Here is a 23,709-nt window from a genome sequence, read left to right on the forward strand (position 1 = left end):
TTCCCAGGAGGTGACGACCATGGCGACAGCCTTTGCCAAGACCGACGACATCACGTCGGTGGAGCACGCCGCCCGTATCGAGCACGTCTCGAAGTCCTTCGGCGGGCCGGCCGGACAGCAGCTCGTCCTCGACGACATCACGCTGGACGTCGCACCCGGCGAGTTCGTCACCCTCCTGGGGGCCTCGGGCTGCGGCAAGTCGACGCTGCTGAACCTGGTGGCGGGTCTGGACGACCCGTCCTCGGGCAGCATCACGACCCACGGGCGTCCCGCTCTGATGTTCCAGGAGCACGCCCTCTTCCCGTGGCTCACCGCGGGCAAGAACATCGAACTCGCCCTGCGGCTGGGCGGGGTGGCGAAGAACGAGCGGCGCGGCCGGGCCGAGGAACTGCTCGAACTCGTCCGGCTGCAGGGCTCGTACGGCAAGCGGGTGCACGAGCTGTCCGGCGGGATGCGCCAGCGGGTGGCGCTGGCCCGGGCGCTCGCGCAGGACAGCCGGCTGCTGCTGATGGACGAGCCGTTCGCGGCGCTGGACGCCATCACCCGGGACGTGCTGCACGACGAGTTGACCCGGATCTGGGCGGAGACCGGTGTGTCGGTCCTGTTCGTCACGCACAACGTGCGCGAGGCGGTGCGTCTCGCGCAGCGAGTCGTGCTGCTGTCGTCGCGGCCGGGCCGGGTGGCGCGCGAGTGGACGGTGGACATCCCGCAGCCGCGCCGCATCGAGGACGCCCCCGTCGCCGAACTGTCCCTCGAGATCACCGAAGAACTGCGTGGGGAGATCCGCCGCCATGGCCAGCACTGAGACCACCGACTCGCCGGCGGACACTCCCGCCAAGGACGGCGCGGGCCTCGGCGGCCTGGAGGCGGGCCTCGACGCGCTGGAGAGCTCCGCCTCGGGCCGGACGCCCTTCCGGCAGACCTTCCGTGACAAGATCCTGCCGCCGATCGTCGCGGTCGTCGTCGTGCTGGTCGTCTGGCAGGCGCTGATCTCGTTCAGGATCGTCGACGATCCCACCAAGCTGCCCTCACCGGCGGACGTGGGCGGCGAGTTCAAGGACGCCTGGCTGGAGGGCAAACTCCTCGGCTACGTCTGGACCAGCATCTCCCGCGGTCTGCTCGGCTTCCTGTTCGCGCTCGCCATCGGCACTCCGCTCGGACTGCTGGTGGCGCGGGTGAAGTTCGTCCGCGCGGCCATCGGCCCGGTCCTGTCCGGCCTCCAGTCGCTGCCGTCGGTGGCGTGGGTGCCGCCGGCCGTGATCTGGCTCGGCCTGAACAACTCGATGATGTACGCGGTGATCCTGCTCGGCGCCGTCCCCTCCATCGCCAACGGGCTCGTCTCCGGCATCGACCAGGTGCCGCCGCTGTATCTGCGGGCGGGCCGCACGATGGGGGCGACGGGCCTCAAGGGTGCCTGGCACATCGTCATGCCGGCCGCGCTGCCGGGCTATCTGGCCGGTCTGAAGCAGGGCTGGGCGTTCTCCTGGCGCTCGCTGATGGCGGCGGAGATCATCGCCTCCTCGCCCGACCTCGGCATCGGTCTGGGCGCGCTGCTGGAGAACGGCCGCAACGCCAGCTCGATGCCCATGGTGTTCGAGGCCATCTTCCTGATCCTGTTCGTCGGTATCGCCATCGACCTGCTGATCTTCAGTCCGCTGGAGCGGCGGGTGCTGCGCGGCCGCGGTCTGCTGGTGAAGAGCTGAACTGACATGAACGACAAGCCGGTTCGTCCCGTCCTCGTGGTCATCGCCCACGGCAGCCGCGACTCGCGGCACGCGGCGACCGTGCACGCCCTGGTTCGGCGGGTACGGTCACTGCGGCCCGGGCTGCGCGTGGAGACCGGCTTCCTCGACTTCAACCTTCCCTCCGTGCAGGGGGTGTTGGAGTCGCTGGCGGCGGAGGGCGTGCGGGACGTGGTGGCGCTTCCGCTGCTGCTGACCCGCGCGTTCCACGCCAAGGCGGACATCCCGGCCGTACTGCGGGACGCGCCGCCGCGGCTGCGTATCCGGCAGGCGGAGGTGCTCGGTCCGTCGCCGCTGCTGCTGTCGACGCTGGAACGCCGCCTGCGTCAGGCCGGGTTGACGTCCGCCGACCGCACGGCGACCGGGGTCGTACTGGCCTCGGCGGGGTCCACCGACCCGGAGGCCATCGCCGTGATCGCGTCGATCGCGCGGGAGTGGCGGCGCACCGGCTGGCGTGCCGTACGGCCGGCGTTCGCCTCCGCGGCGCTGCCCCGCACCGAGGACGCGGTGCGGGAACTGCGGGAACTGGGCTGCGAGCGGGTCGCCGTCGCGCCGTACGTCCTGGCCCCCGGTTTCCTCCCGGACCGCATCGCGCGCGGCGCGGCCGGCGCGGACGTCCTCGCGGACGTCCTCGGCGCGGCACCGGAGGTGGCCCGGGTGCTGCTCCAGCGCTACGACGAGGCGCGGGTGCCGGCGCTCGCGGCGGTCGGCGCGTAGGGTCTCTCGTCCTCGCGTGCCCCGTGCCCCCGGAAAGGGCCGCTCAGGACTCTTGGACGAACGCGGCAGCCTCGCCGGCCAGCCCGAGCAGTTCGTCCAGCGGCATCGAGCCGGCCGCCCGCCGCTCCCGCGCGAAGGTGTTCGCGAGTCGCTGCAGCAGTTCGTTCAGCGGGGTCGGTACGCCGTGCAGGCGCCCCAGGAGCACGATCTCGCCGTTGAGATGGTCTGCCTCGATCGTGCCGGTGCCCCGGGTGAGGGACTGCCAGGAGGAACCCCCGCCGCGTGCCGTGCCGTTCAGCGGTACCAGGGTGACCTTGTCGCCGCGTGCCGCCCGCTGCTCCTCCGCGCTCACCCTGGCGATGCCCGCCGCGTCGAGCACGGCCTCGCCCTCCGCCCGTACCCGCGCGCTCAGCCGTTCCGCCTCCGGGCCGGCCACCGGCCCGGTCAGGGCCTCGACGGCGTTGGCCAGGTTGGACAGCAGCTTGGCGTACTGCCAGCGCGACACGTCCGGCACGACCGGCGCCTCGAACCTCGACCTCTCCAGGTCGGCGGCGATCCGCCGGACGGTGTCGTCGGTGCCGCCGGGGTGGCGGCCGAGGTGGAGGATGCCGGTGAGGGGGCTGCCCGCGGCGCTGACGGCGCCAGGTTCGACGTGGGTCGCGGGCAGCCACACACAGACGCCGTACACCCGGCGGAAGCGGCGCAGCGCCAGGCGCTGGCTCTCCACCCCGTTCTGCGCGCACAGCAGCGGCAGCCGCTCGGCGGCCGTGCCGCCGCCCTGGACCGGTGCCGGCCCCCACGCCCGCAGGGCGGCCTCGCTGTCCTGCGTCTTGACGGTGAGGACGAGGACGTCGTCCTCACGCAGCGGTCCGAGCGGGCCCGGTCCGTCGACCGTCGGCAGGTGGTGGGTGAACTCCCCGTCCGGCACGGTCAGCCGCAGTCCGCCGTCCCGCAGGGCGGTGTACTGCGCGCCGCGCGCGACCAGGACGACCTCGTGGCCCGAACCCGCGAGCCGTCCGCCGACGGTGCCGCCCACCGCCCCGGCCCCGATGATGATGTAGCGCATGCCAGGAGCCTCCCACAGGCGGGGGGACGGCCGTCAGACGGGTCGGGTCAGCTCCACGAGCTTCAGGACGGTGTTCCAGTTGCGGCTGGTGGCGATCAGCCCCTTGGTGATCCGGGGCTTGGCGAGCTGCTCGGCGAGCTTGGAGCGGCCCAGGCCGTCGGGGGCGTACAGGTACAGCGCGCGGTCGCCGAGCCGGAAGTCCTCCGGGAGGTGGGCGGCCCGGTCGACGCCGGCGAACCGCTCGGGTCCGACGGGCGAGGAGAAGTACGTGACGTGGAGCTGTTTCGGCTCCAGGTCGGCGGCCGGGAACGGACAGTCGTCGGCGATCGCCCTGAGATAGGCGTGGTCGCGCACGATGACGTCGACCGTGAACCCGAAGCGCTTCTCGATCGCCTGGCCCAGTTCGCCGGCGAGCGACTCCTCGTCGCCGTGGGCGCTGGTGAACACGGCCTGCCCGCTCTGCAGATAGGTACCTACGGATTCGTGCCCGAGGGCTTCCAGGACCGCGCGCAGTTCGGCCATCGGGAGCTTCTTGTTGCCGCCCACGTTGATCCCGCGCAGCAGGGCCGCGTACGTCGTCGTCATCCACTCACCTTAGAGCGGCCGGGGCCCGGACCGCCGGAGTGGGCACCCTGATCACCGTCCCCGAGGCGGCCGGATAGATGTAAGGGGTCAGGGTCCTCCCCAGTGGTGAGGGAGCGGGGCCCGAGGGGATGAGCCGGGGCCCGGGCAGGTCGTCGGGCAGCAGGAGGAGATGGCTTTATCGGGCCCATACCTTCGAAGTGGAAGTGGCGGCAGGCGGCTGTCACGGCACACGAGGGGGCAGGCCCGTCATGGGGAACGGCAATACGCGGGTACGGGGCATCGCGGCCCGAGCCGGCGGCTGGAGCGCCCGGCACCGCTGGGCGGCGGTCGGCATCTGGGTGCTGTTCGTCGTCCTGGCGATGGGACTCGGTTCGGCGGCGGGCCGGGTCGACGTCAAGGACAGCGACCAGCTCAAGGGCGAGACGCACACCGCGGCCAAGATCGTCGAGGACGCCGGGATCGTCGAGCCGGCCAGTGAGACGGTGCTCGTCCAGGCGAAGGACGCGGGCCTCACGTCCACCGACGCCGAGTTCAGGTCCGCGGTCACCGCGGTCGTCCGGGCGGTCGAGGGGACCGGCGAGGTCACGGACGTGACCTCGCCCTACGACACGAAGACGATCTCGAAGGACGGCCGCAGCGCGCTGGTGCAGTTCGACATGCGCGGCGACGCGGACACCGCGGGCGAGCGGGTCGAGCCGGTGCTGAAGGCCGTCGAGGGGGTGCGGAAGGCGCACGGGTCGCTGCGGATCGAGGAGATCGGCGGCGCCAGCATGATGAAGACGTTCGACGACGCGTTCGGGGACGACTTCCAGAAGGCCGAGCTGTCCGCCGTACCGGTGGCCCTCGGCATTCTGCTCATCGCCTTCGGCGCGCTGGTCGCGGCGCTGCTGCCGGTGGCCCTGGCGGTCACCGCGATCATGGCGACGATGGGTCTGATGGGCGTCGTCAGCCATGTGATGCCGATGAGCGACACCGCGAACTCCGTGATGCTCCTGGTCGGCCTGGCCGTCGGTGTCGACTACTGCCTGTTCTACCTGCGCCGTGAGCGGGAGGAGCGCGAGGCCGGCCGGGACGCGCAGACGGCGCTGCGGATCGCCGCCGCCACCAGTGGACGCGCGATCGTCGTCTCCGGAGTCACGGTGTGCGTGGCGATGGCGGGCATGCTGTTCACCGGGCTCGCCGAGTTCGAGGCGATGGGCCTGGCCTCCCTGATGGTCGTGGCGGTCGCCATGGTCGGGTCGGTGACCGTGCTTCCGGCGCTGCTCTCCCTGCTGGGCGAGCGGGTCGAGCGGGGCCGCCTTCCGTTCCTCAAGCGGCGCCGCAAGGCCGCCCGGGACAGCAGGTTCTGGACGGCCGTCCTCAAGGGCGTGCTCGCCAAGCCCCTGGTCTGTGTCCTGGTGGCGGCCGGCGCGCTGCTGGCGATCGCCGCTCCCGCGATCGGCATGAAGACCCAGAACCTCACGCTGGACCAGGAGTTCGGCGACTCGCTGCCCATCGTGGGCACCTACAACCGGGTCAACGACGCCTTCCCGGGCGGCTCCGAGCCGGCCGAGGTCGTCGTCCGGGCCAAGGACATCAACGCGCCCGAGGTGAAGTCCGCGCTGGCCGACTTCCGTGACCGGGCGATCAGTTCGGGCGCCTCGCGCGGCCCGGTCGAGATCAAGCTGCACGACAGGCAGAACATCGCCTTCGTGTACGTCCCGCTGGTCGGCGGCTCCGACCTGGACAGGGCGGGCGCCAGCCTGGAGAAGCTGCGCGACGAGGTACGGCCGGCCACCCTCGGCCGGGTCGACGGCGTCGAGGCGCCCATCTCCGGACAGGTCGCCGGTTCGCACGACTTCAACGACCAGCTGGCCGGCGCGGTCGTCCCGGTGTTCGCGTTCGTCGTCGTCTTCGCCTTCCTGCTGATGCTGCTGTCGTTCCGCTCGCTGACGATCGCGATCACGTCGATCGTGCTGAACCTGCTGTCGGTGGGCGCGGCCTACGGCATCCTCGTGGCGGTCTTCCAGCACGGCTGGGGCGCGTCCCTGGTGGGCGCGGAGGGTGTCGGCGCCATCATCACCTGGCTGCCGCTGTTCCTCTTCGTGATCCTGTTCGGCCTGTCGATGGACTACCACGTGTTCGTGGTCTCCCGTATCCGCGAGGCGCGTCTGCGGGGCCGGACCACCAACGACGCGATCCGGCACGGTGTGGTCACCACGGCGGGTGTCGTCACCAGCGCCGCGGTCATCATGGTCGCCGTGTTCGCGATCTTCGGGACGCTGTCGATGCAGTCCATGAAGCAGATGGGTGTCGGTCTCGCGGCCGCGGTGCTCATCGACGCGACGATCATCCGGGGTGTGCTGCTCCCGGCGGTCATGGCGCTGCTCGGTGAGCGCAACTGGTACCTGCCGAAGTGGCTGCACCGGCTGCCGGACCTGACGCACGACGAGTCGGCGGAGGCCGTCGCGCCCGCCGTGCGGAACGACGAGGGCGAGCGGCTGGGCGTCTGAACCGCCAGCGGGCCGGAGGATCCGACCCGCCACCGAACGAGGGTCCGTTGGTCTCCGGGGGAGCCAACGGGCCCTCACCCGTGCGGGCTTCGGCCGCGCTCGGGAGTCGGCCGCGCTCGGATGTCGGGCACGCTCAGGTGTCGGCCATGCTCAGGTGTCGGACACGCGCGGATGTCGGCCACGCCCAGGTATCGGACACGCTCGGATGTCGAGCACGCTCGGGTGTCGGACACGCTCAGGTGCCGGCCAGATTCAGCTGTCCGGCGACGGGTGGCGTCGCGCCGGTCCCGCCGTGCCCTGGCCGGCGCTCAGCGCTGGTAGCGGTCCAGTACCAGGTTGCCGTCCTTCTCCAGGCGTCCGCGCAGCTCGTCGAGTCCGATGGCTCCGCTGTAGTACTCCTGGAAGGCGGGTGTGGCGACCTTGTCCTTCCACTCCGGGTAACCGCGGACGGACTGTGCGGGCGCCGACCGCAGCCGGCCGGCGAGTGCGGTGCCGGTGACCCAGCCGTCCTTGGCGGTGTGCAGGGCGGGGTCCCGCAGGGCCTGGGTGCCGGTGGGCAGCATCCAGTCGCCGAGGGCCAGCCGGACCATGTTGCGGGGCCGCAGCAGGAAGTCGACGAACGCGGCGGCCGCCCTCTTGTGCGGGCTGTCCTCGGCGATGGACAGGGTCTGCGGGCTGACGCCCTGGGTCAGTCCGTCCGCGCCGGCCGGAGCGGGCAGCACCTGCCAGTCGAACCCCTTCGGCGCCTGCTGCGCGATCTGCTGCCGGTAGGAGAACCCGAGCGGGACCATGGCGTACCTGCCGCCGAAGAACCCGGGCAGGGTGTCGGAGCCGCCGCTGCCCAGGGTCGATCCCGGCGCGCTGTGGTCGGTGCGGACCTGGTCGCGTACGGTGCGCGGCACCACCTCGTCGGCCGCCTCGAAGCGGACCTGGACCCGGCCGTCCGGGCCGCGGTGGAACAGTTGCCCGCCGGCCGACAGCGACAGGTTGAGCGTGGCGGAGACCGGCTCCTTGAGCGGCCAGGCCACGCCGTACCGGCCCGGGCCGCTCAGCTCCCTGGTGATCCGCCGGAACTCCGCCCAGCTCCACGGCCGTTCGGGGGTGGGTATCCGTACCCCTGACCTCCTCAGCCAGGTCGCGTTGGCGATCAGCACGCGCGGCTCCTGAAGGAACGGCACGCCGTAGACGCCGTCCCCGAAGGTGGCCGTCCGCCAACTTCGCTGCGGGATGTCGGCCTTGAGCCGCGCGGGCAGCAGCTCGCGCAGATCGGCGAGATACCCGCCGTACGCGAAGTCGGCGAGGTCGTCCGAGGCGTCATGGATGATGTCCGGTGCCTCGCCGCCCTCGAAGGAGGTCAGGAGCTGGTCGTGGACACTGTCCCAACTGCCCTGGACGTACTCGACCTTGATGTCCGGGTGGGTGGCGTTCCACTCCCCCACCAGATCCTTGTTGGCCCGGACGGACTCCTCCTGCCAGGCCAGGGACTGGAAACGGAGGGTGATCCGGCCGCCGGACCGGTCACCGCCGTCGCCCGTGCAGCCCGCCAGCAGCAGCGCCAGCACGAGGGTCAGAAGGTGTCCGGCTCTGAGGCGCATCAGCTCTTCACCGCCCCGGTGAGCATGCCGCCCGTGATCCGCTTCTGGATGACCGCGAAGACGACCAGCGAGGGCAGCGTGGCGAGGAACGCGGCCGCGGCCAGGGGCCCGAGGTCCGCGACGCCCTCCGCACCGATGAAATGTGTGAGGACGACCGGCAGGGTCTGCTTCTCCGGCGTCTTGAGCAGCACCAGCGCGAAGAAGAACTCGTTCCACGCGGTGACGAACGCGAACAGCCCCGTCGCCACCAGTCCCGGCGCGAGCAGCGGCGCGGTCACCCAGACCAGCGTCCGCACCCGCCCGGCCCCGTCGACGGCCGCCGCCTCCTCCAGTTCGGCCGGCACGGCCCGCACGTACCCCACGAGCATCCACAGCGCGAAGGGCAGCGCCCACACCACGTACACCGCGACCAGCCCGGGCAGGGAGTTGATCAGCCGCAGGTTCTTCAGCACCAGGAACAGCGGGATGATCACCAGGACCAGGGGGAACGCCTGGCTGACGACCACCCAGCCGGTCGCCGCCCGAGCCAGCGGGGTGCGGTGGCGGGCCATGACGTACGCCGGCCCGATCGCGAGGAGGACGGCGAGCAGGGCGGCCGCGACGGCGGCGAGCAGGGAGTTGAGCGCCGCGTGCAGCAGCGGCTGTTCGTCGAAGGCCTGCCGGAAGTTGTCGAGGGTGGGGTGCCGTGGAATCCAGGTGGGGTGCAGACTGCCCAGCTCGCGCGGCGACTTGAACGCGGTGGAGACCAGCCAGAGGAACGGGAAGGCGAGGAAGACGAGATAGGCGAGCAGCGCCAGATACTGTCCGGCGCGGGCCCGTCCGCTGGTCCTCACGCGTCGTCACCCGCCCGGAGCCGGCCGGCCAGGAAGAACGCGAGCAGCACCGAGACGACCGCGACCATGACACAGCCCATCGCCGCCGCATACCCGAACTGGCCGTAGCGGAACGCCTCTTCGTAGGCGAAGAGCATGGGCAGCCGGGTACGGCCGCCGGGCCCCCCGCTGGTGAGGACGTAGACCAGGGCGAACGAGTTGAAGTTCCAGATGAAGTTGAGTGCGGTGATCGACAGGGCGACCGGTCTGAGGGCGGGCCAGGTGACCGTGCGGAAGCGGCGCCAGGCGCCCGCGCCGTCCATGGCGGCCGCCTCGTGCAGTTCGCGCGGGGTGTTCTGCAGCCCGGCTAGCAGTGCGACCGTCGTCTGGGGCATGCCCGCCCAGACACCGACCACGATCACCGCGGGCAGGGCGGTGGACAGGCCGCTCAGCCAGTCCCGGCCGTCACCGAGTCCGAGGTCGCGGAGCGTCTCGTTGAGGACGCCCGCGTCGGGGGTGTAGACGAGCCGCCACATGATGCCGACGACGACCTCGGGCATCGCCCACGGAACGATCGCCAGAGCACGGGCCACCCCTCTCAGCCGCAGGTCCTCGTTGAGCAGCAGGGCGAGGCCGAGGGCCAGCAGGAACTGCGGCACGCTCACGCCGACCGCCCAGACCAGTCCGATCCGGAACGACTCCCAGAACAGCGTGTCGTGCAGCAGGTCCTGGAAGTTGAGGGCGCCGATCCACCGGGTGGGTTCGGTGCGGCCGGACTGGGAGTCGGTGAACGCGAGCAGGATCGCGTAGAGCAGCGGGCCCACGCTCAGCAGGAGGATCGGGACCAGCGCGGGCAGCACCAGGAACCAGGCGCCGTGTCCGGTGGGCCGCCGGTCTCCGTCGGCGCGCGGCGCGCCGGGCACCGACCGCTTCGTCGCCGTCACCAGAGTCACCTGATGTGCTCCTTGGTCACGTGATGTGCTCCTTCGCGCGGGTCGTGACGATCCCCGTCCGGCGGGCCTCCGTCATGGTCGTGAAGGCCCGACGACTCGTCAAGGGACCGCGCACACGCCCCGACCTGTGGGAATGCCAGACTGGCCGACGGATGGCGGAAACCCGGCACCCGGGTCCGGGACAAGCCGGACCTGTCGGACGGGCCGAGCGAACCGACCGGGCGGGCGGACCGCCCGGACGGACGAGGGACGGGCGGACCGGACGGACCAGAGGCACCGGACGGCCGGACGGACAGGACGGAGAGGCGGACGATGGACGAGACGCGGGCGCGGGACGTACTGGCGGCGGCGGAGGTACTGCCCGGTCCGGCGGGTGACGCGCGGCTGCTCGCCCTGGGCGAGAACGCGGTGTTCGCCGTCGGTGACCTGGTCGTGAAGGTGGGCCGCGACGCCGAACTCCTGGACCGGGCACGCCGGGAGCTGGCCGTCGCGGTGTGGCTCGCGGGAGCGGGCGTGCCCGCGGTGCGGGCGGCCGACCCCCGGGCGCGGCTGGTCGAGGGACACCCGGTGACCGTGTGGCACCGGCTGCCCGAGGCCGTACGGCCCGCCGCACCGCGGGATCTGGCCGAACTGCTGCGGTCGGTGCACGCGCTGCCCCTCCCCCCACCCGGGGCTCTCGCACTGCCGCCGCGCGAGCTGCTGGGCGGGGTGGAGCGCTGGCTCCGGCTCGCCGGCGACGCCGTGGACCCCGCGGACGCGGCGTATCTGCGCGAGCGCCGCGACGGTTTCGCCGCGGCCGCGGCCGCGCTCACCCCGCGGCTGGCGCCCGGTCCGATCCACGGCGACGCGCTGCCCCGCAATGTGCACGTCGGCCCGGACGGCCCGGTCCTGGTCGACCTGGAGACCTTCTCCGCCGACCTGCGCGAGCACGACCTGGTGGTGATGGCCCTGTCCCGGGACCGCTACGGTCTGCCGGCCGCGGCCTACGACTCCTTCACCGAGGCGTACGGCTGGGACGTGCGCGACTGGGAGGGCTGCCGGGTGCTGCGCGGCGCGCGCGAGACGGCCAGCTGCGCGTGGGTCGCCCAGCACGCGCCCGCCAACCCGAAGGCGCGGGCCGAGTTCGAGCGACGGGTGGCGTCCCTGCGGGACGGCGACGAGACGGTGCGCTGGTACCCGTTCTGAGGAACGGCCGCGGGCAGTCGCTCCGTACCGGCCGCGCCGGGCCGGGCGGCTCGCGCGGCTGCCAGCCGGACGGCGTCCGGGTCAGGCCGGCTCGTCCGCCAACTCCCGCAGCGGCCACACCCCGTCGACGACCGCCGTCGGGTCGCCCTTGCGGCGCAGGAAGTCCTGGAAGTCCGCCGCCCATTCGGCGTACCACTCGATCTGGCGGCGGTGCAGTTCCGCCGGGCCGAGGGCCGCTACCTTCGGGTGGCGGACGGCTATCGCGCCGGCCAGCCGCGCGGCGGCGAGGGCGTCGGCCGAGGCGTCGTGGGCGGAGTCGAGCGCGACGCCGTACTCCGTGCAGACCGCCTCCAGGTTGCGCTTGCCGCGGCGGTAGCGGTCGGCCCAGCGGTCGATGGTGTACGGGTCGATGACCGGGGCGGGGTCGAGGCCGCCGCCCAGGCGATCGCGCAGGGACGGCAGGTGATGGCGGCGCAGTTCGGCGGCGAGCAGGCTCAGGTCGAAGGCCGCGTTGTAGGCGACGACCGGGACGCCCGCCTTCCAGTACGCCACGAGGACGTCCGCGAGGGCGTCGGCGACCTGGTCGGCCGGTCTGCCCTCGCCGGCGGCTCGTTCGTTGCTGATCCCGTGGACGGCCACCGCGTCAGCCGGGATCTCCACGCCCGGGTCCGCGAGCCATTCACGGTGCCCCATGGGCTGTCCGCCTCTGACCTCGATCACGGCTGCCGTGACGATCCGTGCCACGCGCGGATCGGTACCCGTGGTCTCCAGGTCGAAGCCGACCAGCAGCTCCTGGTGCCAGCCCATCGGCGGCCCCCCTTCTCGGTGGTGCTTTCCCCCCAGTGGCCTCCACCTTCCCACGGGCCACTGACAATCGGCCGGCCGCCTGCCACCACCGGGCCCGAGAAAGCGAATCGGGGCCCGGGAACAGGCAAGGGAACAGGCAACGGAGCGGGGCCGGGAACAAGCAGGGGAGCGGCACGGGCAGAGGACGGCACGGGCAGAGGAGCGGCACGGGGAACCGGAACGGGAACAGGAACGAGCGGGAACCGGAACAGGTCAGGACACAGGGCGCGAATCCGCCCAGGCCACCTCGAACTCCTCGCGATATGTCGGGAAAAGCCCGCTGTCGTCCACGTCGCCCGGCTTGACCACGCGGCTGCCACCGCGCAGCACCAGCACCGGTGCCTCCATGCCGCGCGCCCGCCGCAGATAGGACTGCACCACCGCGACACCGTCCGAGCCGTCGCCGTCGACGAGGTAGGCCGTGAAGCGGGGGGTCTCGTCGTATACCTGGATCTCGAAGGCGCCGGGGTCGCGCAGCCGGGAGCGGACGCGGCGCATGTGCAGGATGTTCATCTCCACCGAGCGGCTCAACTCGCCGCGTTTCATGCCGAGTTCCCGCTCACGCCGCTTGACCGCGCTGGAGGCGGGGTTGAGGAACAGCAGCCGCACCCGGCAGCCCGACTCGGCCAGCCGCACCAGCCGCCGGCCGGAGAAGTTCTGCACGAGCAGGTTGAGTCCGATGCCGACCGCGTCGAGCCGGCGGGCACTGGCGAACAGGTCCTCCGCGGGGAACTGGCGCATGAGCCGGACCCGGTCGGAGTGCACGGCGACCACGTCCGCGAACCGGTCGCCGACGAGGTTCTCGACCGCGTCGACCGGCAGCCGGCGCGCGGACGGCACGTCCCTGCCGGTGCCGAGCATCTCCAGCAGCTTGGCGGAGGCGCGTTCGGCCTGGCCGAGGACGGCCTCGGACAGCGCCCGGTTGCGCGAGACGACGTTGCGGGTGACCTCCAGCTCGTCCAGGGCGAGTTCGACGTCGCGGCGCTCGTCGAAGTAGGGCTCGAAGCACGGCCAGTGCTGCACCATCAGCTCGCGCAGCTGCGGCAGCGTGAGGAAGCTGAGGACGTTGTCGTCGGCCGGGTCGAGCAAGTACCCCTTGCGGCGGCTGACTTCGCGTACGGCGACGGCGCGCTGCACCCACTCCTGACCGGCGGGCCCGGCCGCGGCGACCACCCACTCGTCACCGTGGACGGGTTCGTAGACGGGGCGCAGAACGGCGGCCACGACGGCACGCAGCCGCTGTTCGACGAGATTCAGCCAGATGTAGGCCCGGCCGGCCCGCTGGGCGCGCGTACGCACCTCGCGCCAGGCGTCGGCGTCCCAGTCCAGCTCCGGACCGATGGCACCCGCGTCCATCGGCCGGGCCAGGGACACCGTGCCGGGCGGGACGTCTGCGGAGTTCCCCTCGTGACCCTCGTCACCAGGGGGCAGCTCCAGCCCTCCCGAGCCCACCCGTGCACCGCCTTCCGCTCCCCCGAGCTCTACCCGTCCCAACGATCAAGGAAGGGTACTCCGGGAGCGGTCGGCGGTGCAGCCGGATGGACAGGTCGTTTCTCAACTGCCGGGCTGCCAGTGTCCGTTCTGCGACGCCAGCTCGGCGGGAGTGAGCGGATTCATGGCGGTGACGTCACGCGGGGCGATGGAGAAGCCCTGCCAGTGGATCGGCATGGGCTGCTGGTCCTCGTCCCGGGCGATGTGGTGGAAGCCCACGTTCATCCAGACCACGGGGTGGGTGAGGGTCTGCCCGTTGACCCACTTGTCGACCGACTTGCCCGCCGGGGCGGGACAGTTGCCCGGGTTGTTGCTGGCGTACTGCTCGCACTTGTTGTACTGGGTGACGAAGATGTCGTGCTTGGTGAAGCTGCGTCCCGGGTAGCGGGTCGTGGGCCCCTGGACGATCTCGTACGACCGCGCGTGCCCGTCCTTGTTCTTGCCGGTCGCGCTGACCACGCGCCACCAGCGGTAGGGCCTGGTGTCCCCCGCGAGCTCCTTGGTGATCTTGGTGCGGGTGGTCTTGTTGGTCGGCGCCTCCTGGCCGGCGGCGCGCGCCGTGACCTTCGAGTCGTACTGCTCGACCTTGGCCTTGGAGGAGCCGTCGAGGCCGAAGTCCAGGCGCCAGAAGACGTTGTGGCTGTGGCTGGTGGCGTAGGCCTTGGCGCCCTTGCCGATGGGCCAGCCGCGGCCGTCACCGGCGTCGTAGTCCTCGTAGCTGAGGCTGCCGGTCGCGCCGACGTTCATGTTGATCGTGCCGTCGTCCTGGAAACGCCACTCGGTCATGTACTCGTACCAGCCGACCTGGTTGACCGTGTAGACGAGCAGGTCCTTGCCCTGGGCCTGGAAGACCTTGTTCGCGGAGTCACCCTGCATGCGGTAGGCGTGGCCCCGGGAGCGGGTCGTGGTGCACAGGCCCTTGACGTCCGGGTGCTCGGGGTCCCAGGCGTCGGGGACCTTGACGGTCTTGATGGTGCCGCCGGGGCACTCGCCCGACGCCAGGTTGACCAGGCCCTGCGCGAAGCCGAAGCCCGTCAGGTCGTCGTACTCGACGCTTCCGTCGTCGTAGGGGACGTCGATCTGGGCGAGCCTGGCACTGTTGAGCACCTTGATCGGCTTGGTCTCACCCTTGGGCTGGTAGGAGATGTCCTCCAGGACGAGCCCGGCCTTGCTGTTGTAGTGCCAGCACATCCGCCAGGTCGTGCCGCTGGAGAGCGTCTGCTCGATGCGGTAGGCGGCGCTGCAGTCGGCGGCGGCCGCGGGGGCGGCCTTCGGCTGGGCGACGGCCGGTCCCGCAGCCGTCGTGGCACCGGCGGCGAGCGCGGCCAGTGAGAAGCCCACGGCCGCCCCCCTGCGGACACGACCGATTCTGTTGACGCGCATGAAGAGGTGACTCCCTTGCCGGAGTAGCAGGTCGAGAGGTGGATGGGGGCGGCTCAGCCGCGGTCGAGCCGGGCGACCTTGCGGGCGCTGAGGTCGATCACCAGGGACCTGGCGTCGAACCACGGCCCGTTCTTGGCCTTCGGGAACAGCCGCACGCAGCGGTGCTCGCCGCACTTGTCGAGGACGGCGGGCTGGGCGCCCGGTGCCGCCCGGTAGACCGCGCCGTTGAGCAGCAGCTGGTCCGGGGAGGTGAGCTCCTTGCCGATGGCGTCCTTGTAGTCCGCCTTCAGGCCCGCGCCGAGCGGGTCGGCGATCAGGAGCGCGGCGGCCTCGGCGTTCTCGGCCCGGCTCAGCGGCGGCTGGACGCCGTGCTGGGTGCCGCTCTCCACGACCTTGCCGGTGCCGAGGTCGACGGTCCTGGTGACGAGGGTGTCGTCGCGGTAGTCGTAGAACGACACCTCGGCGCGCCGCGGCGCGTTCGGGTCGTCCACCTCGGCGTCCTCGGGCTCGGCGAGGTCGACGCCGAGCCGCTGCGGGCCGCGGGCGCCCTCGACGTCCTCGCTGGAGTCGAACAGCTGCCGGTTCACGGCGAGCTTCTCGACGCGCTCCACCTCGTCGTCGGTCAGCGGGTCCCGGCCCGTGCCCCGCTCGGTCTGGGCCGGCGCCTGCTCGACCACACCGGGCTTGACGGCGGCCTGTTCCTGGCCCGCCTGCTGCTGTGCGGACCGGCCGCCCTGACCGGCGCCCCCCGCCTCGTCGGCCCCCGCCGTGCCCGGCAGGGTGATCCCGACCATCACGGCGGTCCCGGCGACCGCGACGGCCGCACCGGCCACCACCTTGCCCAGGTGGCGGTGCACTATCTTGCGCACATCTTCCCCCTACTCCCCCAAAGTCCCCGGGAGTACGTTTTGCCCCACATGTTCGGCACACGGCACCCGATAGAGCGCCGTACGCACTGGTCATTGGGTAAGAGGGACGTAAGTCATAGGTGGTTCCATCTCTTTCCTGGACACTCGGAAGCAAGGCACCCCGGCAGCGCGCTACAGCTGAAAGAGTCCAATACATGCAGGTCTGGCCTGGAGAGGCATATCCACTCGGTGCCACGTACGACGGCGCCGGCACCAACTTCGCGGTCTTCACCGAGGCCGCGGACCGAGTAGAGCTGTGTCTGTTGCACGACGACGGCTCGGAGACGGCGGTGGAGCTGCGCGAGAGCGACGCGTTCGTGCGGCACGCCTACCTGCCCGGTGTCATGCCGGGACAGCGGTACGGATTCCGTGTGCACGGCCCCTTCGCCCCCGAGCGCGGTCTGCGCTGCAACCCGGCGAAACTGCTGCTCGACCCGTACGCGCGGGCGATCAGCGGGTCCGTCCAGTGGGGCGAGGAGGTCTACGGCTACCACTTCGACACCCCCGACGAGCGCAACGATCTCGACTCCGCGCCGCACATGATGACCTCGGTCGTGGTCAACCCCTACTTCGACTGGGGCGACGACCGGCGGCCGCGCACGGAGTACCACCACACGGTGATCTACGAGGCCCACGTCAAGGGCCTCACCATGCGCCACCCCGGACTGCCGGAGGAACTGCGCGGCACGTACGCGGCGCTCGCCCACCCGGCCATCATCGAACACCTGACCGAGCTGGGTGTCACGGCGCTGGAGCTGATGCCCGTACACCAGTTCGTGAACGACCACCGGCTGGTGGACATGGGCCTCAACAACTACTGGGGCTACAACACCATCGGCTTCTTCGCCCCGCACAACGCGTACGCCTCCTGGGGCGACCGCGGCCAGCAGGTCCTGGAGTTCAAGTCGGCGGTCCGGGCGCTGCACGAGGCCGGCATCGAGGTCATTCTCGACGTCGTGTACAACCACACCGCCGAGGGCAACCACCTGGGCCCGACGCTGTCCTTCAAGGGCCTCGACAACCCGCAGTACTACCGGCTCACCGACGACCAGCAGTACTACATGGACACCACGGGCACCGGGAACTCCCTGCTCATGCGGTCCCCGCACGTCCTTCAGCTGATCATGGACTCGCTGCGGTACTGGGTCACCGAGATGCACGTCGACGGCTTCCGCTTCGACCTCGCGGCGACGCTCGCCCGGCAGTTCCACGAGGTCGACCGGCTGTCGTCGTTCTTCGACCTGGTGCAGCAGGACCCGGTCGTCTCCCAGGTGAAGCTGATCGCCGAACCGTGGGACGTCGGCGAGGGCGGCTACCAGGTGGGCAACTTCCCGCCGCTGTGGACCGAGTGGAACGGCAAGTACCGCGACACCGTGCGGGACCTGTGGCGCGGTGAGCCGCGGGCGCTCGCCGAGTTCGCCTCCCGGCTGACCGGCTCCTCCGACCTGTACCAGGACGACGGCCGCCGCCCGCTGGCCTCGATCAACTTCGTGACCTGCCACGACGGCTTCACCCTGCACGACCTCGTCTCCTACAACGACAAGCACAACGAGGCCAACGGCGAGGACAACCGGGACGGCGAGAGCCACAACCGGTCCTGGAACTGCGGGGCCGAGGGCGACACCGACGATCCCGCCGTGCTGGAACTGCGGGCCCGGCAGATGCGCAACTTCATCGCCACGCTGATGCTGTCCCAGGGCGTGCCGATGATCAGCCACGGCGACGAGGTCGCGCGCACGCAGCACGGCAACAACAACGCCTACTGCCAGGACAGCGAGCTGGCCTGGGTGCAGTGGCCGGACGCCGACGAGCCGGGCGGTGAGCTGCTGGACTTCACCCGCGCGATCGTGCGGCTGCGCCGGGACCACCCGGTCTTCCGCCGCCGCCGCTTCTTCCACGGGCGGCCCGTGGAGGGCACTCACGACGAGCTGTCGGACATCGCCTGGTTCACCCCGGAGGGCAAGGAGATGGCCCAGCGGGACTGGGACTCGACGCAGGCCTCTGCGCTGTCGGTGTTCCTCAACGGGAACGCGATCTCGGAGCCCGGAGTGCGCGGGGAGCGCATCACCGACGACTCGTTCCTGCTGATGTTCAACGCCTCGCCCGAGACGCTGGAGTTCGTGGTGCCGGTCAACCACGGCCGCCAGTGGCAGGTCGTGGTCGACACCGCCGCCACCGACGGGGTGCCCGCGGACGAGGGCCGGAAGGTGGCCGCCGGGGACCGGCTGACGCTGGTGGAACGCAGCATGGTGGTGCTGCAGCGGCCCGTGTAGGCGCGATCGGCCCGGGCCCTCCCACGGGGGCGCGGGCCGGATCACGCGGGAGGGGTGGAGACGCCCGCGGGGAACGATTGCGCACACGGTGACACGAAAGGCGCCGGGGCGGGTACGTAGGTCTGCATGACATCTGAGCGACCTGACCCGGTGGCCGGGGGCGGCGGCGCGCCCACGGCCACCTACCGGCTCCAGCTGCAGCCCGAGTTCCCGTTCGCCGCCGCGGCGGCGGCCGTGCCGTACCTGGCCTCGCTCGGCGTCTCGCACCTGCACCTGTCCCCCGTCCTGGAGGCGGTCCCGGGCTCGGCGCACGGCTACGACGTCGTGGACCACGCGCGCGTGCGCGAGGAGCTCGGGGGCGAGGAAGGACTGCGCGCGCTGTCCCGGACCGCGCGGGAGCACGGACTCGGCCTGGTGGTGGACATCGTGCCGAACCACATGGCGATGTCCCCGCGCCACAACCGCGCCCTGTGGGGTCTGCTGCGGGAGGGCCCCAAGTCGCCGTACGCGCGCTGGTTCGACATCGACTGGGAGGCGCAGGGCGGCCAGGTGCTGCTGCCGGTGCTCGGCGGCCCGCTCGGCGAGGAGATCGGCGCCCTGCGGGTCGACGGCGACGTCCTGCGCTACCACGACCACGCGTTCCCACTGCGCGAGGGCACCGCGGACCTGCCGCTGCCGCAGCTCCTGGACGCCCAGTGGTACCGCCCGGTGTGGTGGCGGCTGGCCCGTACGGAACTGAACTACCGGCGGTTCTTCAGCATCTCCGAGCTGATCGGGGTGCGCGTGGAGGACCCCGAGGTGTTCGAGGCCACCCACGCCAAGATCCTCTCCCTGCTCCACGAGGGTGTCGTCGACGGACTGCGCGTCGACCACCCCGACGGCCTCGCGGACCCCGACACGTATCTGCGCCGGCTGCACGAGGCGAGCGGCGGCCGCTGGACGGTCGTGGAGAAGATCCTCGCCGACGGGGAGGAGCTGCCCGCCTCCTGGCCGGTCGCGGGCACCACGGGCTACGACGCCCTGCGCTACGTCGACGGCCTCTTCACCGACCGCGCCGGGGCCGGCGAGCTCCTCGGGCAGTACCGGCGGTTCGCGGCCCCGCAGACCGACCGTGGCGGTGACTGGGCGGCGACGGTACGGCGGGCCGCGTACAAGGTCCTCACGCACGAGCTGGCCGCCGAGACCGACCGGCTGACCCGGCTGACCAGCCGGCTGTGCGCCACCTCACCCGACCCCGCGCTGCGCGACCGGGCACCCTGGGCGCTGCGCACCGCGCTCCAGGAACTCCTGGTCCGGATGGAGGTCTACCGGCCCTACGAGTCCGGTGACGCGGCCCGTGTCGTCACCGAGGAGGCGGCGGCCGAGGCCCGGCTGGCCTTCACGGTGCCCGAGGAGGCCGGCGCCGTCGACGTCGTACGGGACCTGGTGCTGGGGCGCGCCGGGGACGGGCCGGAGCACGTGGAGTTCCGGACCCGGTTCGCGCAGACGTCCTCGGCGTTGCGCGCGAAGTCCGTCGAGGACACGGCGTTCTACCGCTATGTGCCGCTGCTGTCGGCGACGGAGGTGGGCGGCGACCCGGGCAGCCCCGGCGTCCGCCCGGAGGACTTCCACGCCTACTGCGCGCGCGTGCAGCGCGACTGGCCCGCCACCGGAACCGCCGTGTCGACGCACGACACCAAGCGCAGCGCGGACGTACGGGCAGCGCTGGCCGTGCTCACCGAGTCCCCGCGGCGCTGGGCGGACGTGCTGACCGAGGTGACGCACACCGGCAAGGGCGTCCCCGACGCCCAGCTGGCGTGGGCGGCCTGGCAGACGGTGTTCGGACTGGGCCCGGCGGACCCCGACCGGGTGCGGGAAGCCCTGCTGAAGCATGTGCGCGAGGCCGGGCTGTACACGAGCTGGACCGAGCAGGAACCCGCGTACGAGGAGGCGGTGGCCGCCTTCGTCACGGCGGGACCGTGCGGGGCGCCCGGGGAGCACGTCGCCGCCCTGCGCCGGGACCTCGAACCCGCCATCCGGGCGAACGTGCTGGGGACGGCTCTGGTCCACCTGACGATGCCCGGCGTGCCGGACCTCTACCAGGGCACCGAGGGCGAGTACCGGGCGCTGGTCGACCCCGACAACCGGCGGCCGGCCGGGTTCCCCCCGCCGGACGACCCCGGTGACAAGGGTGCGGTGACCCGGGCCGCGCTGGCGCTGCGCGCGCGGCGGCCCGACGTCTTCGGCGACTCGGCGACGTACACGCCGCTCACCGCCGAGGGACCGGCGGCGGCGCACTGCCTGGCGTTCGCCCGCTCCGGAGAGGTGGTCACCGCGGTGACCCGCCTGTCGCTGCGCCTGGCGGAGGCCGGCGGCTGGCGCGACACCGCGCTCACCCTGCCCCCCGGACGCTGGACCGACGCGCTGACCCCGCACCCGGACCGCGAGTTCACCGGCCGGGTACGCGCCGCGGACCTCTTCGACCGCCTCCCGGTGGCGTTGCTGGAACGCGTGGGGGATGCCGCACCGGGCGACCACGGCGTGGCGGGCCCGTGAGTGGAGTTCCGGGCCTGGAGGGCGGAGGTCTTCGGTGTAGGACCCCTCGCGTAGGGGCGCGGGGCCCGGTGAGTGGGACGCAGGGCCTGGGAGGCGGAGGGCCTCCGTTGTAGGGCCGCGGGGCCCGGTGAGTGGGGCGCCGGGGCCCGCGCCCCGGTGGGCTGCCGGCCCCTTCGCCCGGTGGCGGCGCGGGGGACGCCCCGGCCGGGGGCGCGCTTCCGGGCGCCCGCTGGCGCCTCCCCCGCGGTGTCCCTGACAAGCCAACCGGACCGTGGGGTACTGCGGATTGCGAGGCCGGGCGGACGTGACGGGGGTGAGTCTCCTGCCGGAGCTGCGCTGCCCCAGCGTGACCGAAATGATCTCGTCCGCGCGGGCGTCGGCCGCTCACCGGCCGGGCCTGCGCAGCCTGCGGCAGGTGGGCATCTCCCGCGCGGGCAGGCCCCTGCACCTGCTGTCAACCGGGCCACGTCAGCCGTCCAGGGCGAACACCGCTCCCGTCCGCGCCGCCAGCACGCACGCGCTCGGGAACGTCTCCGTGTACTCGACCGGCCGTCCGTTCCACTGGCCGCGCGCGTGGGTGGTCACCGGCGCGTAGATCATCGGGCAGTAGGTGTCCTGGACCGGCAGGGCGCGGATGTCGCCGTCGGTGGCCGCCAGCTGTGCGCAGGCCTCGGCCGCGCGGGAGTGGCCCTGGGGCGGGGCGCACATCAGCAGGGTGCCGCGGGCGTCGCTGGAGGGGGCGTCGCCTTTGGTGACCGTGAGGTAGAGCCAGTTGCCCGGGAGGGCGTCCCCGGCCGCCGCCGCCCGGGCCGGGGCCGGGGTCGCGAGGAGCAGGGCGGCCGCGGCCAGCAGGGCGCCGCGGACCATCGCCGCCGGGAGGGTGCGTGTCGTGGAGGAAGCCGTCATTCCCGATGCATCGGCACGGCGGCCCCGGAACCCCACCCCGGCTCACCCGAACGGAAGCCCTGGGGCGCGTACCGGCCGGCGAGCTCGAACGCGGCGAGCACCACCCGCGACTGGTACTCCACCTGGCGGGCGACCGGGATCCAGCGCGCCCCGCAGCCGTCGCGGTAGTCGGCGCACCACTCCTCGACGAGCCGGTCCAGCTCCGGCAGCGCGCCGGCCGGGTCGGTGCCGGCGCGGCGGACGAGCTGGTGCAGCAGGCCGGCCGTACGCAGGGCCAGCCGCCGCCCGGCGATGCGCAGTGCGGCCAGGTGGCCGGTGCTCAGCGGTGGCAGCGGCCGGGCACCGTCGGCGACGTCGGGGTCCCAGGTGTCGGCGAGTCCCGGGCAGACCAGTACGTAGTCGTCGACCGGTGCGAGCAGCCGGGCCGCGTCCGGGCCGGCCAGGACGTGCGGTCTGAGCCGGGCGAGGAGCCGCTCCAGGTGGCCCGCGTCGCGGCGCAGGGTGTGGCTGACGGTGCGCAGTACGGCGGCCCGGTCGGCGGGTGGGGTGGCGTCCTCCACGGCGGCCACGCCCCACATGGGCGCCTCGACGATCGCGGTGACCGTGCCGTGCCGGTGGGGATGGAACCAGGTGGACTCCACGGCGGCCTCGGTGATGGCCGCGGCCAGATCGCTCACGCGCGGGGACGGGATCCGGTAGACCGCCGGTCCCAGGCTCGGCCAGTACAGGGTGTCGTAGGGGCCGAGTTCACGGGGGATGCCCAGGCCGGCCGCGCAGTGCGCCACGCGCTGCGCGAGGCCGGGCAGGTCGCGGGTGAGTTCGACGAAGCCGCCGCCGACGTCGACGCCGTGCAGGGAGCACTGGAAGAAGGGCCGCAGCTCGTCCTGGACGTCCAGCAGGGCCCGGGTCTCCGGGAGGCCGGCGCGGTCCGCGCCCTCGGGCAGCCACTCGGGCTGCTCCAGGAAGCCGGGGCGGAAGAAGTTCCGGAAGTAGTTGCCCAGGGTGTACGGCCCGTGCAGCCAGTTCTCGTTGCGGCGCAGCCCGTCCGGGTCGAGGCACAGGAGCAGGTTCCAGGTGGCGTCGGCGCCCTGGGTGAGACGGGGGTCGGCGAGAGCCCGCTCGGCCAGGCGCAGGACGGTGGCGCCGCCCACGGGTTCGTTGGCGTGCGGTCCGGCGACCACGAGGGCGTGCCGGCTGCCGTGGCCGACGGACAGCAGCAGCAGGGGCGAGCCCGCACGGGAGGTGCCGACCCGGCGCAGCCGGGCCTCACGCGGGTGGCGGGCCACGAGTGCGGCAGCCCGGGCCGCGAGTTCGTCGACGGTCGGGTAGCGGAGGAGGGGCGGCAGGGCACACCTCCACAATGCGGTGCCGTCGATTCACCTGTTGTGCATGGTGTAGGCACAGTCAGTCACGAGTTGACGGGTACGTCAACACCGGCGAACGGAAAGGGTTTTGGTCCGCCGTCCAGGAGAAGACACCCCGTAAAGCCCAGGCCAGAGGTGAGGTTGGGCTCAGTTGGCGGCGAGCCGGAACGACATCCGGCCGAAGCCCACCTGGTCGCCCTCGCGGACCACGGCCGCGCCGATGACCCGCCGCCCGTTCACCGTCGTGCCGTTGGTGGAGCCGAGGTCCCGCAGCACCCACATGCCGCCCTGGCGGCGCAGTTCGGCGTGCACGCGGGAGACCGTCTCGTGGGTCAGCCGCAGGCCGCTCGCGGGGTCGCGGCCGATGCGCAGCGACCGGCTGTCGCCGGGGTGCGGCAGCAGCAGTTTGGGGAGCCGCTCCGCCTGCCAGGCCCTGCGCAGCCGTACGGTGAAGCCGGAGACCGCCTCGACGGTGCCGAACACCAGGCGGGAGACCCGGCTCTCGGTGGGCAGGTCGGCGGTGAGCACCGCCAGCTCGTCCGGGCGGCGGGCGGTCAGCGCCAGTTCCATCCGGCGGACGAAGGTGTCGTGCGAGAGACGACCCATGGCGACGCCGTCACGGAGCACCTGTAGCGCCCTGTCGCGCTCCGCGTCGGACAACCGCGCGGGGTACGTGTTGAACTCGAAAGACGACGTCACGTTCGCGATTGTCGGGCAGCGGACCGCGCGTGTCCAGAAAACGGGACAACGGCCGCCCCGCGCGCGTGCCCGACGACATCCGCCGCGAAACCCGGCGACACCTGCCGTAAAAGGGGTGTTGCAAAAGCGCATTGATCTCGTTTGACGCACCATGGAC

General features: G+C 72.3%; 19 protein-coding genes. 7 read left to right on the top strand and 12 right to left on the bottom strand.

The window, feature by feature from the left end:
* Positions 1–19 precede the first annotated feature (19 nt).
* Genes AC07AZ_RS02025 through AC07AZ_RS02035 form a run of 3 tightly spaced genes read left to right on the top strand, consistent with a single transcriptional unit; the run spans position 20 to position 2,459 of the window.
* Positions 20–805 carry an ABC transporter ATP-binding protein gene (locus tag AC07AZ_RS02025; protein ID WP_478842786.1) on the top strand — a complete coding sequence of 262 codons (786 nt, stop codon included), beginning with the start codon at positions 20–22 and terminating at the stop codon, positions 803–805.
* Positions 792–1,703 (top strand): ABC transporter permease, encoded by a 912-nt coding sequence (locus AC07AZ_RS02030; protein ID WP_478842788.1) that lies wholly within the window; start codon positions 792–794, stop codon positions 1,701–1,703. The genes AC07AZ_RS02025 and AC07AZ_RS02030 overlap by 14 nt, the downstream gene beginning before the upstream one ends.
* Before the next feature lie 6 nt (positions 1,704–1,709).
* Positions 1,710–2,459, top strand: a complete 750-nt coding sequence (locus AC07AZ_RS02035; protein ID WP_478842790.1) for a sirohydrochlorin chelatase — start codon at positions 1,710–1,712, stop codon at positions 2,457–2,459.
* A gap of 43 nt (positions 2,460–2,502) precedes the next feature.
* Here AC07AZ_RS02035 and AC07AZ_RS02040 read toward each other — a convergent pair whose 3' ends face one another.
* Both AC07AZ_RS02040 and AC07AZ_RS02045 read right to left on the bottom strand, forming a co-directional pair.
* Complete coding sequence (locus tag AC07AZ_RS02040; RefSeq protein WP_478842792.1) at positions 2,503–3,525, bottom strand: ketopantoate reductase family protein; 1,023 nt, start codon at positions 3,523–3,525, stop codon at positions 2,503–2,505.
* A 33-nt stretch (positions 3,526–3,558) separates the two neighbouring features.
* On the bottom strand, positions 3,559–4,110 hold the full coding sequence (locus AC07AZ_RS02045) for a DUF1697 domain-containing protein (RefSeq protein WP_478842794.1): 552 nt from the start codon (positions 4,108–4,110) through the stop codon (positions 3,559–3,561).
* Between the two features lie 248 nt (positions 4,111–4,358).
* On the opposite strand from AC07AZ_RS02045, the gene AC07AZ_RS02050 reads away from it, so the two are divergent.
* Positions 4,359–6,602, top strand: coding sequence for an MMPL family transporter (locus AC07AZ_RS02050; RefSeq protein ID WP_478842796.1), 2,244 nt, complete (start codon positions 4,359–4,361; stop codon positions 6,600–6,602).
* A 308-nt stretch (positions 6,603–6,910) separates the two neighbouring features.
* Here AC07AZ_RS02050 and AC07AZ_RS02055 read toward each other — a convergent pair whose 3' ends face one another.
* From AC07AZ_RS02055 to AC07AZ_RS02065, 3 genes are read right to left on the bottom strand one after another with little or no spacing between them, the layout of a single operon-like run.
* Positions 6,911–8,197 (bottom strand): ABC transporter substrate-binding protein, encoded by a 1,287-nt coding sequence (locus AC07AZ_RS02055; RefSeq protein ID WP_478842798.1) that lies wholly within the window; start codon positions 8,195–8,197, stop codon positions 6,911–6,913.
* The gene (locus AC07AZ_RS02060) at positions 8,197–9,030 is read right to left on the bottom strand and encodes a carbohydrate ABC transporter permease (RefSeq protein ID WP_478842800.1); all 834 of its coding nucleotides are present in this window, start codon (positions 9,028–9,030) and stop codon (positions 8,197–8,199) included. The genes AC07AZ_RS02055 and AC07AZ_RS02060 overlap by 1 nt, the downstream gene beginning before the upstream one ends.
* The gene (locus AC07AZ_RS02065) at positions 9,027–9,962 is read right to left on the bottom strand and encodes a carbohydrate ABC transporter permease (RefSeq protein WP_478842802.1); all 936 of its coding nucleotides are present in this window, start codon (positions 9,960–9,962) and stop codon (positions 9,027–9,029) included. The genes AC07AZ_RS02060 and AC07AZ_RS02065 overlap by 4 nt, the downstream gene beginning before the upstream one ends.
* Before the next feature lie 312 nt (positions 9,963–10,274).
* Here AC07AZ_RS02065 and AC07AZ_RS02070 point away from each other — a divergent pair, with 312 nt between their 5' ends.
* Positions 10,275–11,147 (top strand): phosphotransferase enzyme family protein, encoded by an 873-nt coding sequence (locus tag AC07AZ_RS02070; protein ID WP_478842804.1) that lies wholly within the window; start codon positions 10,275–10,277, stop codon positions 11,145–11,147.
* Positions 11,148–11,228: 81 nt separating this feature from the next.
* On the opposite strand, the gene AC07AZ_RS02075 is transcribed toward AC07AZ_RS02070, so the two are convergent.
* The 4 genes from AC07AZ_RS02075 to AC07AZ_RS02090 form a co-directional block, all read right to left on the bottom strand.
* Entirely contained in the window at positions 11,229–11,954 is a 726-nt protein-coding gene (locus tag AC07AZ_RS02075) for an exonuclease domain-containing protein (RefSeq protein WP_478842806.1), read from the bottom strand.
* Between the two features lie 252 nt (positions 11,955–12,206).
* The gene (locus AC07AZ_RS02080) at positions 12,207–13,445 is read right to left on the bottom strand and encodes an SAV2148 family HEPN domain-containing protein (RefSeq protein WP_478842808.1); all 1,239 of its coding nucleotides are present in this window, start codon (positions 13,443–13,445) and stop codon (positions 12,207–12,209) included.
* 102 nt (positions 13,446–13,547) lie between these two features.
* On the bottom strand, positions 13,548–14,867 hold the full coding sequence (locus AC07AZ_RS02085) for a copper amine oxidase (protein WP_478842810.1): 1,320 nt from the start codon (positions 14,865–14,867) through the stop codon (positions 13,548–13,550).
* A 53-nt stretch (positions 14,868–14,920) separates the two neighbouring features.
* Positions 14,921–15,736, bottom strand: a complete 816-nt coding sequence (locus AC07AZ_RS02090; RefSeq protein WP_478842812.1) for a Tat pathway signal sequence domain protein — start codon at positions 15,734–15,736, stop codon at positions 14,921–14,923.
* 194 nt (positions 15,737–15,930) lie between these two features.
* Here AC07AZ_RS02090 and glgX point away from each other — a divergent pair, with 194 nt between their 5' ends.
* Positions 15,931–18,048 (top strand): glycogen debranching protein GlgX, encoded by a 2,118-nt coding sequence (glgX, locus tag AC07AZ_RS02095; RefSeq protein WP_478842814.1) that lies wholly within the window; start codon positions 15,931–15,933, stop codon positions 18,046–18,048.
* A gap of 126 nt (positions 18,049–18,174) precedes the next feature.
* Positions 18,175–20,583 carry a malto-oligosyltrehalose synthase gene (treY, locus tag AC07AZ_RS02100; protein ID WP_478842816.1) on the top strand — a complete coding sequence of 803 codons (2,409 nt, stop codon included), beginning with the start codon at positions 18,175–18,177 and terminating at the stop codon, positions 20,581–20,583.
* A gap of 468 nt (positions 20,584–21,051) precedes the next feature.
* Here treY and AC07AZ_RS02105 read toward each other — a convergent pair whose 3' ends face one another.
* The 3 genes from AC07AZ_RS02105 to AC07AZ_RS02115 form a co-directional block, all read right to left on the bottom strand.
* Entirely contained in the window at positions 21,052–21,489 is a 438-nt protein-coding gene (locus AC07AZ_RS02105; RefSeq protein WP_478842818.1) for an SSI family serine proteinase inhibitor, read from the bottom strand.
* Complete coding sequence (locus AC07AZ_RS02110) at positions 21,486–22,850, bottom strand: M14 family zinc carboxypeptidase (RefSeq protein WP_478842820.1); 1,365 nt, start codon at positions 22,848–22,850, stop codon at positions 21,486–21,488. Before AC07AZ_RS02110 ends, AC07AZ_RS02105 begins: the two co-directional genes overlap by 4 nt.
* Before the next feature lie 150 nt (positions 22,851–23,000).
* Positions 23,001–23,552 carry an FHA domain-containing protein gene (locus AC07AZ_RS02115; protein ID WP_478842822.1) on the bottom strand — a complete coding sequence of 184 codons (552 nt, stop codon included), beginning with the start codon at positions 23,550–23,552 and terminating at the stop codon, positions 23,001–23,003.
* Positions 23,553–23,709 lie beyond the last annotated feature (157 nt).

It is taken from the genome of Streptomyces sp. NPDC043878, from assembly GCF_056435735.1.